Genomic DNA, 12,747 nt, shown 5'->3' with positions numbered 1-12,747 from the left:
TCCACTAACGCGGGCCGTTTGCTGGGGCGTGCGGGGTCAGTTCTCGGAGACGAGGGTGTAGAGGCGGCACACGCCGTCGCGGCGGCCGGCGCGGTGGTGGCCCTCGACGGCGGCCTGGACGATCCGGCCCTCGGCGCTGAACGCCTGCTCCATGACGTCGACGTACTCGGCCGTGGGCGGGTAGAGGCGGGCGGCGGCGCCGGCCGTGCGGCGGATGAGGACGCGGGCGCCGGTGCGCAGTGCGGACTCGAAGTGGCGGACGTCGTGCCCGGCGCGGGCCTCGCTGGCGCCGAGGGCGCGGAAGGCGTCGAGCACGGCGCCGGTCTCGCGGGCGCCGGTGTAGGCGGCGAGGGCGTCCCGGACGAGGAAGAGGATCTCGCGCGGCCGCAGGTGCGTGTAGGCGGGGACGCGCTCGGCGATCTCCCCGGCGACCTCGGCGGTGATCTCGTCGAGGTGGTCGGTGAGGAACTGGTCCAGAGTGGGCTGCATGGCGCGTCCCCTCTCGTTGCTCGTCCCCGGTCGCGACCGGGAGCGTTGGCCGAGAGCACACCGATCCGGGCGGATGCGGTGAGGTTATGTTACCGACGCGTAGGTCGAATTCGCTGCCCTATTCGGCGAAATATCGCTAAGCGGGATTAGCGGCTCGTCCTTCGGTGACCAAGAGGACGATCGTCTCCCCGTGGCCGGACGCTAGGAGCGGGCGACGGTCCGGTGTCAGAGCTGCGCGGACGCCGGCGAGGGAGGCGGCACCGCAGGGTCCCGCCGGAACCCCGAGAGCGGCCAGGTCGCGCGCCGCGCGGGCTGTGGACGCGTCGGTGACCGCTACCGCGGCGTCCAGGCCGGAGCGTAGGACGGGCCAGGCGAGGGTCGACGGAGTTGCGCAGTTCAGGCCCGCCATTGTGGTCGATCCCGTCTCGACGGTCAGCGGCCTGTCCTGGTGGAGGCTCGCCAATACGCAGGGCGCCGCATCGGGTTCGACGGAGAGCAACGTAGGGGCAGACCGTCCGGAGCGGTAGTGAGTCACAGCCGCCTGGGCCAGCGACCCCACTCCGACTGGAATGGCCACAAGACCTGCTGGGGCGGCGCCGGCGTCAGCGAGTTGTTCGTCTATCTCGGTGAAAAGCGTGGAGTAGCCCTCGACGATCCACTGCGGCACGCGTTCGTAGCCGGGCCAGGCCGTGTCCTGGACGAGCAGCGCCGACGGATCGGACGCCGCGGTGTCGGCGGCCGTCCGCACGGCCTCGTCGTAGGGGACCGGTACCTCGGTGACGGCCGCGCCCTCCGCCTTGATCGCGGCCACGGCCTCGGGGTGGACGCCGTACGGGACGAAGACGTCCGCCGGAAGCCCCAGCAGCCGGGCCATCGCCGCGACCGCGCGCCCGTGGTTGCCGTCCGTCGCCGTGACGAGCCGGACGTCCGGCCGCATGGACCGCAGGGCCGCGAGGGAGGTGTCCGCAGGCGCGAGGCCCAGGCGGTCGCAGAGCGCGCGGTGGACGCCCCACGAGGCGCCGAGGATCTTGAAGGCGGGCAGCCCGAGGCGCGCCGACTCGTCCTTGACGAACAGCCGTCGCGTGCCGAGTTCTGCCGCCAGGGACGGCAGTTCCACGAGCGGCGTCGGGGCGTGGCCGGGCAGCGTCCGATGGAAGGCGGCGACGTCGCGCGGCGCGGGCGGGCATGTCCAGTCGCGCGCCGCCGGGCGGGCGTACCAGGACGAACGGGCAAGCGAGGCGGGAGCCGTGGCCATGGCGACCACGGTGCCGTACGGCATCCGATCGGTCCAGCGAATGTTTCCGAGCGATAATCGTCATTCATACCGATGAATGGAGCGTTCATGCTGGACCTGCACCGGCTCCGGCTCCTGCGCGAGCTGAAGCACCGGGGGACGCTCGCCGCCGTCGCCGAGGCCCTGTCCTACAGCCCGTCCTCGATCTCGCAGCAGCTGTCCGTGCTGGAGAGGGAGGCGGGGGTGCCGCTGCTGGAGCCGGTGGGGCGCCGCGTCCGGCTGACCGCGCAGGCCGAGATCCTCGTCGCGCACACCGAGGCGGTGCTGGAGCGCCTCGAACGGGCGGAGGCCGACCTCGCCGCGTCCCTGCACGGCATCACCGGGGTCCTGCGGGTCGCCGCGTTCCAGACGGCCGCGCTGGCGCTCGTCCCCGACGCGCTCAGCGTCCTCCGCGACGCCCATCCGCGGCTCCGGATCGAGGTCACCCAGCGGGAGCCCGAGAGCGCCCTGCCCGCCCTGCCGGCCCGCGACTTCGACCTGGTGATCACCGAGGAGTACCCGGGCGACCCGAGCCCCCGCCCCGCCGGCGTCGACCACGAGGAGTTCGGGACGGATGAGATCCGCCTCGCCCTCCCGCCGCGGACGCCGGACGCCGCCCTGCGCGACCTGGCGGAAAGCCCGTGGGTGATGGAGCCGGAGGGCACGGCGTCGCGGCGGTGGGCGACGCGGCTGTGCCGGGAGGCCGGGTTCGAGCCGGATGTACGGTTCGAGTCGACGGACCTGCTGCTGCACCTGCGGCTGGTCGAGCGCGGCCACGCCGCCGCGCTGCTGCCGGGCCTGGTGTGGCAGGGCCGCCCGCCCGCGGTGCCGGTCGTCCGGCTGCCGGAGGAGCACCGGACGCGGCGCCTGTTCACCGCGTCCCGCCGCGGAGGCGGATCGCACCCGGCCGTGCGCGCCTTCCGCGAAGCGCTCGCGGCCGGATTCTCGGCCCGACCCTGAGGTCGGCCCAGGTCAGAGACGTCCCCCTAGGACCTCCTAAGGATCGGCCGGGGGAGAGAATCGGGGTTTTCCCCTATGGCGGTGAATCCGCGCGGCATGCAGAGTCGTACTCAGAGAGAAGGGTGACGAGGAAGTCTCCTGCAGCAGGAAGGCAGTTCGATGTCGACCACGCCGAGCCCCACGCCGATGACCGCGTCCGACCTCGCCGAGATCCTGTTCACCTCCCCGCTGCAGGAGTCCGACCACCCGTCCGCCGAGCAGGTCCGCACGGCGATCGAAGACCGGTTCGGGGCCTGCGGCGGGGACAGCTCCGCGTGGGTCGCCGCCGTCGCCCAGGAGGCGGGCGACCACCCAGAGACCTTCATGGCCCGGATGCGCTGGGCGCTCACCACCGTGTGCGAGGCCTACCCCGACCTGACCACCGCCGCCTGACCCCGGGAGGGACCATGCGCTCACCGTTCGCCGACCGCCGCGAGGACATCCTCCCGCGCTCGCTCGCCGACCTGCTCGCCGCCGACGCGCCCCGCGCGGCCGACGAGACGCCCCGGCGCCGGCAGCGCCGCACCAGGACCGTGCGGCGCGTCACATAGCCGGCGCGCAGGGGGTCAGTGGCGCGACTTGGTCTTCTTGCTCGTCTTGCTCGTCTTGTGCTTCGTCGAGTGCTTCTTCTTGTGGCCGCCGCCGTCCGACTCCCACTCGTACCCGGGGGTGTTGTTCTTGCAGAAGCGGTCGCTGACCTTCGTGTCGGTCGCGTCGTGCTCGCACCAGCGGTCCTGACCGCAGGCCGTCAGCCCGAACGCGGCGACCAGGCCGACGAGCGCGAGGGCCGCGGAACGGGTTCTCAACATCTTTCGCCTCTCTGTCAGGGGTCGTCGATGACGACGGGGGATCTGACGTGCGCGAACGCGCACGCGTTCCCTCGCCGTGCGAGACGGGACGTGGCCGGGTCCGGCCGCGAACTATGCTGGCCGCCGTGACCGAAGAGCCGACGGAGGAACAGGGCGGCCATGCCGGCGCCGGCGCCCGCGAGTACCGCATCGGCGAACTCGCCAAGGCCGCGGGGGTCCCGGTCCGGACCCTGCGCTACTACCAGGAGCGCAAGCTGCTGCCCCCGCCCCGGCGCGAGGGACGCATCGGCCTGTACTCCGAGGACCACCTCGCCCGCCTCCGCATGATCGGGAACCTGCTGGACCGCGGGCACACCCTGGAGGGCATCCGCGAGCTGCTCGCGGCGTGGGAGCAGGGCCGCGACATCGGCGCCGTCCTCGGCGTCGAGAAGGCGGTCACGACCCCGTGGTCGAACGAGGTCCCGGTGACGATGACGCTGGACGAACTGGCCGCGCTGTTCCCCGGCGAGGTCGGCCCGGAGTCCGTCGCGCGCGCCGTCGAGCTCGGCCACATCGAGGTGGACGGCGACCGCGTCACCCACTGGAGCCGCCGCCAGCTCGACGCGACGGTGACGCTCGTCCGCGCGGGGGTTCCGCTGGACGCCGTGCTGTCGGCGGGCCAGGAGCTCCAGCGCAGCATGGACGACCTCGCCGCGATGTTCGTCCGGCTGATCACGACGCATGTCGTCGGGCGCCTGGACGAGGCCGTCGACGACCGGCACCTCGGGGCCCTCACCGACACCATCGCCCGGCTGCGCCCGGGGGCCCAGGTCACGGTCGAGGCCGGGTTCGCGCGGGCCATGGACCGGCAGGTCCGCGCCGCGATCGACGAGCTGCTCGGCCGGCTGACCACTCCCTGATCCGATCTTTACCGGACCCCGGCCGGCGGACGCCGCGGCCCCGCGCCCCTGATCCTTAGCGTGGCCGTGTGTCACGTTCCATCGCCGCGCTCGCACTCGCGGCCGCCCTGATGCCGGTCGCCGCGCCCGCTCGGGCCGCGGCCCCGGACGGGCCCTGCTCGTCGTCCCGGTCCCCGAAGGCCGCCGACCGGCTCGGCACCCGGATCAGGCAGGCGCTGCGCGGCCGCGCCGGCATCGAGTCGGTCGCCGTGTACGACCGGGTGCGCGGCATCCGCTGCGCGGTCGCGGCCGGACGGCACTACGACTCGGCGAGCGTCGTCAAGGTCACGATCCTGGGCGCGCTGCTGCGCCAGGCCGTCGACGAGGAACGGCCGCTGACGGCGGACGAGAAGTCGCAGGCCCGCAGGATGATCACTCGCTCGGACAACGGCGCGGCCTCCGCCCTGTGGCGCTCGGTGGGACACGCCCGGATGGCCCGCTTCCTCGACCGCGCCGAAATGACGCAGACCGAGCCGGACCCCGGCGGCCGCTGGGGCCTCACCCAGATCACCGCGCACGACGAGATCAAGCTGCTGGAGCGGCTCACCGCACCGAACGCGCTCCTGCCCGCCAAGGCCCGCGCGTACGCGCTGAGGCTGATGCACGAGGTCGTTCCGGCGCAGCGATGGGGCACCCCCGCCGGGCACCCCGCCGACGTGACCTGGCATGTGAAGAACGGCTGGCTGCCACGTCCCGGGGGACACTGGCGCGTCCACAGCATCGGCAGCTTCGACGGGGACGGTGAGGACTACATGATCGCGGTCCTCACCCAGGACACCCCGTCCATGGCCTACGGGATCAGCACGATCGAGCGCGTCGCCCGCGCCGTCCACTGGACCCTGAACTCGTCGAAGCGCCCGGCCTCCCCCAGGCACCACCCGTCCCGGCCATGGAAGAACAAGGCCCGCTGACCAGCCCCTACGACGACTCCCGATCGAGGCTCTGCTCCAAGGCGGCCTCGTAGGCGCGCAGGGCGTTGAGGACCGTGGCCCGTTCGACGGGGGCCAGACCGCGCATGACGCGCTCCCAGGCGGAGGCGCTGCCGGAGAGCCATTCACCGATCGGCACGGCGAAGTCGGGGGCGATGGCGACGATGCGGCGGCGCCGGTCGGCCGGGTCGGCGGTGCGCTCCAGGACGCCCAGCCGCGACATTTCGCTCACCATGAGGCTCACGGTCGTCGGGGCGACCTCCAACCGGGCCGCGAGCTCGTTGACGCCTGCCGGGCCGTCGTACTCCAGATGGGCGAGCAGCGCGAGATGGCGCGGCGCCAGGTCGAGGCCCTGGAGCGCCGGGGGAATGGGCAGGCGCTTGGCGCGTCCGACGATGCGCGGCATGAGCAGCAGCAGGGCGCGGACGGCCTCGTCGACGGCCGGACCGCCCGGTTCGGTGGACATCGGCACCCTCCACAAGTACCTTTGCAATCAAAGCTTTTAGGTTCAAAGAGAACGGGGACCACTGTGCCGCACCTGACCGCCCACCTGCCAGAAGACAAGCTGGCGGGCAGGGAATCCGAGCTCGTCACCGCCCTGACCGAGGCGATCGTCGGCGTCTACGGCGAGTGGGCCCGCGACCTGGCGACCGTCCACCTGTCCGGCGTCCCGGCGGGCCGCCTCGCCCAGGGCGGCAAGGCCGTGGACACGAACGCCTCCCTGGTCATGGGCGTCCGCGCAGCCGCCTTCGACCGCCCCGACGCCCCCGAGATCATGGCCTCCCTCGCCGCCGGCCTCACCGACGCGATCACCACCGTCCTCGGCGAGGACTTCCGCCCCGGCACCACGGTGGAGTTGGTGCCCTCCCCCCAGGAACGCACCTTCGTGGCCGGCATCCCCGCCCCCTGACCCCGTCAACGGCCTGGGGGCTTGGGGATTTATCCCCGTGATCCTGCCGGGGGGCTCCGGGATACTGGGGGGATGGTCGACGACGAGCGCTGGAAGGCGCGTTTCCGGGCCGCCCGGATCAGCCTGCCCCGTTGGGCGCGTGACGCCCCGAGCCGCAGCATCTACCGCTCGAACCTGAGCGGGACCTGGGAGGTCTACTCCTGGGACCGCGAGTCGGGTGAGCAGCGCCAGGTGACCGACCGGCCCAACGGGACGTGGTACGGCACCATCGACCCGACCGGCGAATGGGTGTGGTGGTTCGCCGACACGGACGGGGACGAGTTCGGCGTGTGGAAGCGCGTCCCGTTCGGGGAGACCGAGAGCGCTCCGGCCGTTCCCGAACTGGAGCCGGCGTATCCGTCCGGGCTGGCGCTGGGACGCAGCGGCCTCGCCGTGGTCGGCCGGACGACCGAGGAGGGCAACACCATCTACCTCTGCCGGTCGGGGGCGGCGCCGGAGGTCCTCTACCACCACGCCGAGGACGCCCACGTCGCCGGCCTCTCGCGGGACGAGTCGCTGGTCGCGATCGGGCACAGCGAGCACGGCGACAGCCGTCACATGGCCCTGCGCGTCATGCGGCAGGACGGCTCCCCGGTCGCCGACCTCTGGGACGGACCGGGCAAGGGCGTCTACGGCGCCGGGTTCGCCCCGGTCGACGGTGATTCGCGGCTCCTGGTGAACCACGAGCGGCGCGGCCGGGAAGAGATGCTCATCTGGGACCCGGTCGCCGGCACCGAGCAGGAGATCGTCCTCGACCTGCCCGGCGAGGTCGGCGCGACCTGGTACCCGGACGGGGCGGCGCTGCTGGTCTCCCACTCGTACGAGGCGCGCGACGAGCTCTACCGCTACGACCTGGCCGACGAGTCGCTGACCGGGATCGACACACCGCGCGGGGTGCTCGGCGGGGCGGACGTCCGGCCGGACGGGACGGTCGAGTTCTCCTGGTCGTCCGCCGCCGAGCCGCCGGTGATCCGCTCGACGTCCGGCGCGGTGGTCCTCACCCCGCCCGGGCCCACCGCGCCGCCGTCCGTCCCGGTCGAGGACGTGTGGGTCGACGGTCCGGCCGGACGCATCCACGCGCTGGTCAGCAAGCCGGAAGGCGACCGCCCCTACCCGACCGTGTTCGACGTCCACGGCGGGCCGACCGCGCAGGACGACGACTCGTTCGTCCCCACCGTGGCCGCGTGGGTCGACCACGGGTTCGCGGTCGTCCGGGTCAACTACCGCGGCTCGACCGGTTACGGCTCCGAATGGCGCGACGCGATCGAAGGGCGCGTCGGCCTCACCGAGCTGGAGGACATCAAGGCCGTCCGCGACTGGGCGGTGGAGTCGGGCCTCGCGGACCCGGAGCGGCTCGTCCTGACCGGGGGGTCGTGGGGCGGGTTCCTCACCCTTCTCGGCATTGGCACGCAGCCGGACGATTGGAGCGTCGCGGTCGCGGCCGTCCCCGTGGCCGACTACGTCGCCGCGTACGAGGACGAGATGGAGAGCCTCCAGGCGTTCGACCGGTCCCTGTTCGGCGGTTCGCCGGAGGAGGTCCCGGAGCGGTACCGCGAGTCGTCCCCCATCACCTACGCCGCGCAGGTCAGGGCGCCGGTGCTGGTGCTGGCGGGGGAGAACGACCCGCGCTGCCCCATCCGGCAGATCGACAACTACCTGGGGCTGCTCGCCGAGCTGGGGAGACCGCACGAGGTGTACCGGTACGACGCGGGCCACGGCTCGCTCGTCGTGGAGGAGCGCATCACCCAGATGGCCGCCGAGATCGGCTTCGCTCGGAAACATCTCGGCATGTCGTGATCTATCCCCGGGGCGGGCGGGCCCTTCCGCCCGTCCCGGGTTTACAAGATCGAGACCTCGGGCATCCCTCGATCGGCCGCACCTGACATCGGCACCCCCCGACATCACCTATCGGGGGGACCGCACATGCCACGGCCATGCAGCATCCAGTGCGCCATGCCGGCCGAGTGCCGGCGGGCGCCCGACATAGCCCGCCACCCGGCGTTCCGTCTGGCCGCCATGGCGACCGCGCTGGCCATCACCGCGACGATGCTCGCGCTCGCCTCACCCGGCGCGCACGCCGCGCCCCATGCCCGTTCCGGCTCGCCGCCCGCGGCGGCCGCCGGACCAGCGTCCCCGGCCGAGCGGCTGCTCGCTCCGGCGGCCGCGGCTCCGCGCAGGCGCACGGCCCGGACCGTCTTGCGGGCCTCGCGAAAACGCAGCGTCCCGCCACGGGATGCCCTGCCGGACGCGCCGAACTCGCTGCGCATGGACCAGCAGATGGCCGAGTACGCGCTGCGCGCGAGCGGCATCGGGTGGCGCTCCACCGGAGACTGCTCCGACCGGACGGTCCGGACCTGCACGTCGTTCGAGGGAATGCGGTGGGGGACGATCAGGGCGCTGATCGCGTTCGCGGAGTCGAGCGGCTGCGAGGTCACCGTCACGGGCGGCACCGAGCACGGGCACGCGGGCGGGACGTACAGCCACGCGAACGGCTACAAGGCCGACATCGCGACCGGGGACTGCGTCGACCGCGCGGTGCGGCGCTACCCGTTCACCGGCGTTCGGGGCGACGGCGCGCGGCTCTACCGGTCCGCCGAGGGCGTCGTCTTCGCCCGCGAGAAGGACCACTGGGACATCCTGGTCAGGCGCGGACCTCGCGGATGATGCCCACCAGCTCGCGGGTCACCGACTTGAAGCCGGGGATGCGCGACATCGCGACCATGCGGTTGACCAGCGGGACCGTCCGCTCGACGAGCAGGTAGGTCTTGCGGCAGCCGGGCGAGCTGTCGTGCACCCAGTACAGCACGATGCCCATGGAGTAGATCCACAGCAGCTCGGGGAGCTCCGCCCGGAACTCCTTGTCGATCTTCAGATCGGAGCCCTCGACGACCTCGCGGTAGATCGCCACCGCCGAATCGCGGGCGGGCCCGGACTCGGCGCTGAAGGGGTTGAGCGGGCTGGTCGGCTCGGCGGCGAACTTGAAGAACTTCCCGGCGAACTCGTGGTACGGGACCATCGTGTCGACCCGGGCCTTCAGGACGCCCAGCAGCCGGGGCGCGAACTCGGTCTCGGCCTCCAGGACGGCCCGGCAGGCGGCGACGTGCTCGTCCTGCAGTTCGTCGTAGTAGGCCTGGATCAGCTCTTCCTTGGAGCCGAAGTAGTAGTAGGCGTTGCCGACCGAGACACCCGCCTCCTTGGCGATCGCCCGCATCGTCGTCTGCTCGTATCCCCGCTCCCGGAACAGGCGCAGCGCCGTCTCGACGATCAGGGCGCGCGTCTGCTCGGACTTCACGGCCTTCGTCTCGGTCACGACTGCCACCCTAAAGCCCGAGTGCGGCCGACCGCTCATGCCACGATCCGGCGCGCGCCGCAACCCGGCGCCCCGTACCGGTGTTCACGAGGCATGATCAACACTTTGGAAACCCTCGAATGCTTCTACGCCGCGGAGGCGGACTACCTGGCCGCGGGCGGCCCCGGCAAGGGGGACTTCTCCGTGATGGCCGCCCATCTCGCCCCGGACGTCGCGATGTACCAGGCGCCCAGCCTCCCCTACGGCGGGACATGGCGCGGCCACGACGGCATGGAGCGGTTCATGGCCGCGATGAGCGAGGCGTGGTCGGAGCTGACGTTCCGCGAGCAGCACTGCGCGGTGGACGGCGACACGGTCGCCGTCCGCAACGACTGCGTCTTCCGGGCCCGCGCGACCGGGCGGGAGGTGGAGACCTCCGTGCTGCAGTGGATCACGGTCCGGGACGGGCTGGTCAGCGAGTTCCGCCCGTTCTACCTGGACACCGCCGCCGTCCTCGCGGCGCTCAGGGGGTGAGCTCGGCGGCGACCAGCTCGGCGACCTGGGCCGTGTTGAGCGCGGCGCCGTTGCGGAGGTTGTCGCCGCAGAGGAAGAGGTCGAGCGCCTTCGGGTCGTCCAGCGAGCGCCGCACGCGCCCCACCCAGGCGGGATCGGTGCCGACCACGTCCGCCGGGGTCGGGAACTCCTGCGTCTCCGGGTTGTCGCAGAGGACGACGCCGGGCGACCCGGCGAGGACGGCCTGCGCCTCCCGCTGGTCGACCCGCTCCTCGAACACCGCGTGGACCGACAGCGAGTGACCCGTCACCACCGGGACGCGGACGCACGTCGCCGTCACCCGCAGGTCGCGCAGGCCGAGCACCTTCCGCGACTCGTTCCGGATCTGGAGCTCCTCGGAGCTCCAGCCGCCGTCGCGCACCTCGCCCGCCCACGGGACCACGTTCATCGCGAGCGGCGCCGGGAACGGTCCGAACTCGCCGACCGCGCAGCGCAGGTCGCCCGCGCGGTTGCCGAGCGTCCGGTCGCCGCCGACCTTCTCCATCTGCTCGTACAGCGTGCCGACGCCCTCCAGCCCGGCGCCCGACGCCGCCTGGTAGGACGAGACGACGAGCTCGCGCAGCCCGTACCGGCGGTGCAGCGCCCCGACCACCGTGATCATCGACAGCGTCGTGCAGCTCGGGCTCGCGACGATCCCGCGCGGCCGCCGGCGCACCCGCTCCGGGTTCACCTCCAGGACGACGAGCGGGACGTCCGGTGCCATCCGGAACGCGCCGGAGTTGTCGACCGCCACGGCGCCGCGCTTCGTCGCGATCGGCACCCAGCGGGCGGCCACGTCGTCCGGCACGGCGAACATCGCGATGTCGACGCCGTCGAACACCTCCGGTGCCAGCGGCGCGACCTCGACGTCGGCCCCGCGCAGCGGCAGCGTCCGTCCCGCCGACCGGGGCGAGGCGACCAGCCGGATCTCCCCGTACACGTCGCGGCGGGTGGACAGCAGGTCGAGCATGACGGACCCGACGGCCCCCGTGGCGCCGACGACGGCGAGCGTCGGCCCGCCCGTTCCCCTGGTCATCGCGCCGCGGGCAGTCAGGGCCATGGTCGCACCCACCCTCTCGCCGTCGAGTCGTGTCCGCACGTCCAACTCCCTGGGAATGCGGCCGGTTCCCTAAAAGACCCTGCCACCGCCCACGCGCGGCGTCAGCGTCACGCGCCACAGGACGAACAAGACAAAGCGGGCCGCACGGAGTCCGTGCGGCCCGCTGAGGCGTGCGGTCAGCGGCCGGTGCCGCCGTAGACGACCGCCTCGACCTGCTCGGCGTCCAGGTCGAACGCGCGGTGCGCGGCGGCGACGGCCGTGTCGATGTCGTCCTGGGCGACGACGACCGAGATCCGGATCTCCGAGGTGGAGATCATCTCGATGTTCACGCCGGCCTCGGCGATCGCGCTGAACAGCGACGCGGTGACGCCCGGGTGCGAGCGCATCCCGGCGCCGATCAGCGACACCTTGCCGATGCGGTCGTCGTAGCGCAGCGACTCGAAGCCGATCTTCTCCTTCAGCTTGTTCAGCGCGGTGAGCGCGCTCTGCCCGTCCGTGGACGGCAGCGTGAAGGAGATGTCGGTCCGCCCGGTGGACGCCGCCGACACGTTCTGCACGATCATGTCGATGTTGATCTCGGCCTCGGACAGCACCGTGAAGATCGTGGCGGCCTCACCGACCTTGTCCGGCACCCCCACCACGGTGATCTTGGCCTCGCTCCGGTCGTGCGCGACGCCGGAGATGATCGCCTGCTCCATGTCCTGTCCTTCGATCTCGCTGCTGTCGACGACCCACGTGCCCACCTTCTGACTGAACGAGGACCGCACATGGATCGGGATGTTGTAGCGGCGCGCGTACTCCACGCAGCGCAGATGCAGGATCTTCGCCCCGCTGGCCGCCATCTCCAGCATCTCCTCGTAGGAGATCTTCGGGATCTTGCGGGCGGCGGCCACGATGCGCGGGTCGGCGGTGAAGACGCCGTCGACGTCGGAGTAGATCTCGCAGACGTCGGCGTCCAGCGCCGCCGCGAGCGCGACGGCCGTGGTGTCGGACCCGCCGCGGCCGAGCGTCGTGATGTCCTTGGTCCCCTGCGAAACGCCCTGGAACCCGGCCACGATGCAGATCGAGCCCTCGTCCAGCGCGGTCCGGATCCGTCCCGGCGTCACATCGATGATCTTGGCTTTGCCATGCGAGCCGTCGGTGATCACACCGGCCTGGGAGCCGGTGAACGAGCGGGCCTCGTGGCCCAGGTTCGCGATGGCCATGGCCAGCAGCGCCATCGAGATCCGCTCGCCGGCGGTGAGCAGCATGTCCAGCTCACGGGCGGGCGGCAGGGGGCTGACCTGCTTGGCCATGTCGATGAGGTCATCCGTCGTGTCGCCCATGGCGGAGACCACGACGACCACGTCGTTGCCCGCCTTCTTCGTCGCGACGATGCGCTGGGCGACCCGCTTGACGCCTTCGGCGTCGGCGACGGAGGAGCCACCGTACTTCTGCACGACAAGAGCCACGGGTGGGCG

General features: G+C 72.3%; 16 protein-coding genes. 9 read left to right on the top strand and 7 right to left on the bottom strand.

Translation table 11 applies throughout. From position 1 onward, the window contains the following. Window positions 1-36: 36 nt before the first annotated feature. On the bottom strand, window positions 37-489 hold the full coding sequence (locus K4S16_RS32575; RefSeq protein WP_149262898.1) for a hypothetical protein: 453 nt from the start codon (window positions 487-489) through the stop codon (window positions 37-39). A gap of 136 nt (window positions 490-625) precedes the next feature. Beyond that, window positions 626-1,744, bottom strand: coding sequence for a diaminopropionate ammonia-lyase (locus tag K4S16_RS32570; protein WP_200842250.1), 1,119 nt, complete (start codon window positions 1,742-1,744; stop codon window positions 626-628). 87 nt (window positions 1,745-1,831) lie between these two features. On the opposite strand from K4S16_RS32570, the gene K4S16_RS32565 reads away from it, so the two are divergent. From K4S16_RS32565 to K4S16_RS44605, 3 genes are all read left to right on the top strand, one after another. Further along, window positions 1,832-2,722 (top strand): LysR family transcriptional regulator, encoded by an 891-nt coding sequence (locus tag K4S16_RS32565; RefSeq protein WP_149262896.1) that lies wholly within the window; start codon window positions 1,832-1,834, stop codon window positions 2,720-2,722. Window positions 2,723-2,881: 159 nt separating this feature from the next. Continuing rightward, entirely contained in the window at window positions 2,882-3,154 is a 273-nt protein-coding gene (locus K4S16_RS32560; protein ID WP_149262895.1) for a hypothetical protein, read from the top strand. 14 nt (window positions 3,155-3,168) lie between these two features. Next, window positions 3,169-3,312 carry a hypothetical protein gene (locus tag K4S16_RS44605; RefSeq protein WP_160161104.1) on the top strand — a complete coding sequence of 48 codons (144 nt, stop codon included), beginning with the start codon at window positions 3,169-3,171 and terminating at the stop codon, window positions 3,310-3,312. A gap of 15 nt (window positions 3,313-3,327) precedes the next feature. Here the strand turns inward: K4S16_RS44605 and K4S16_RS32555 are convergent, their stop codons facing one another. Continuing rightward, complete coding sequence (locus K4S16_RS32555; RefSeq protein ID WP_149262894.1) at window positions 3,328-3,570, bottom strand: hypothetical protein; 243 nt, start codon at window positions 3,568-3,570, stop codon at window positions 3,328-3,330. 125 nt (window positions 3,571-3,695) lie between these two features. Here K4S16_RS32555 and K4S16_RS32550 point away from each other — a divergent pair, with 125 nt between their 5' ends. Continuing rightward, complete coding sequence (locus tag K4S16_RS32550) at window positions 3,696-4,469, top strand: MerR family transcriptional regulator (protein WP_235037210.1); 774 nt, start codon at window positions 3,696-3,698, stop codon at window positions 4,467-4,469. 68 nt (window positions 4,470-4,537) lie between these two features. After that, entirely contained in the window at window positions 4,538-5,419 is an 882-nt protein-coding gene (locus tag K4S16_RS32545; RefSeq protein ID WP_235037209.1) for a serine hydrolase, read from the top strand. 7 nt (window positions 5,420-5,426) lie between these two features. On the opposite strand, the gene K4S16_RS32540 is transcribed toward K4S16_RS32545, so the two are convergent. Then, on the bottom strand, window positions 5,427-5,903 hold the full coding sequence (locus tag K4S16_RS32540) for a MarR family winged helix-turn-helix transcriptional regulator (RefSeq protein ID WP_149262892.1): 477 nt from the start codon (window positions 5,901-5,903) through the stop codon (window positions 5,427-5,429). 63 nt (window positions 5,904-5,966) lie between these two features. Between K4S16_RS32540 and K4S16_RS32535 the strand changes: the two genes are divergently transcribed. The 3 genes from K4S16_RS32535 (at window position 5,967) to K4S16_RS45270 (ending at window position 9,050) form a co-directional block, all read left to right on the top strand. After that, window positions 5,967-6,347: a hypothetical protein gene (locus tag K4S16_RS32535; protein WP_149262891.1), complete on the top strand. Its 381-nt coding sequence runs from the start codon at window positions 5,967-5,969 to the stop codon at window positions 6,345-6,347. A 72-nt stretch (window positions 6,348-6,419) separates the two neighbouring features. Beyond that, a complete protein-coding gene (locus K4S16_RS32530) occupies window positions 6,420-8,183 on the top strand; it encodes a prolyl oligopeptidase family serine peptidase (RefSeq protein WP_149262890.1) in 1,764 nt (587 codons plus the stop codon). 156 nt (window positions 8,184-8,339) lie between these two features. Then, the gene (locus K4S16_RS45270) at window positions 8,340-9,050 is read left to right on the top strand and encodes a hypothetical protein (RefSeq protein ID WP_200842249.1); all 711 of its coding nucleotides are present in this window, start codon (window positions 8,340-8,342) and stop codon (window positions 9,048-9,050) included. On the opposite strand, the gene K4S16_RS32520 is transcribed toward K4S16_RS45270, so the two are convergent. Next, complete coding sequence (locus K4S16_RS32520) at window positions 9,028-9,696, bottom strand: TetR/AcrR family transcriptional regulator (protein ID WP_149262889.1); 669 nt, start codon at window positions 9,694-9,696, stop codon at window positions 9,028-9,030. The genes K4S16_RS45270 and K4S16_RS32520 overlap by 23 nt on opposite strands. A gap of 105 nt (window positions 9,697-9,801) precedes the next feature. On the opposite strand from K4S16_RS32520, the gene K4S16_RS32515 reads away from it, so the two are divergent. Next, window positions 9,802-10,209: a nuclear transport factor 2 family protein gene (locus K4S16_RS32515; protein ID WP_235037208.1), complete on the top strand. Its 408-nt coding sequence runs from the start codon at window positions 9,802-9,804 to the stop codon at window positions 10,207-10,209. Here the strand turns inward: K4S16_RS32515 and K4S16_RS32510 are convergent. Together K4S16_RS32510 and K4S16_RS32505 are read right to left on the bottom strand one after the other, a co-directional pair. After that, window positions 10,199-11,287, bottom strand: coding sequence for an aspartate-semialdehyde dehydrogenase (locus K4S16_RS32510; RefSeq protein ID WP_235037207.1), 1,089 nt, complete (start codon window positions 11,285-11,287; stop codon window positions 10,199-10,201). The two genes, K4S16_RS32515 and K4S16_RS32510, sit on opposite strands and share 11 nt — an antisense overlap. A 176-nt stretch (window positions 11,288-11,463) precedes the next feature. Beyond that, window positions 11,464-12,738: an aspartate kinase gene (locus K4S16_RS32505; RefSeq protein ID WP_149262887.1), complete on the bottom strand. Its 1,275-nt coding sequence runs from the start codon at window positions 12,736-12,738 to the stop codon at window positions 11,464-11,466. Window positions 12,739-12,747 lie beyond the last annotated feature (9 nt).

The sequence above is a fragment of the Actinomadura sp. K4S16 genome (assembly GCF_008327685.1).
Lineage (GTDB): Bacteria > Actinomycetota > Actinomycetes > Streptosporangiales > Streptosporangiaceae > Spirillospora.
The sequence above is the reverse complement of the archived record's forward strand: the minus strand, read 5'-3'. Positions and strand labels throughout refer to the sequence as shown.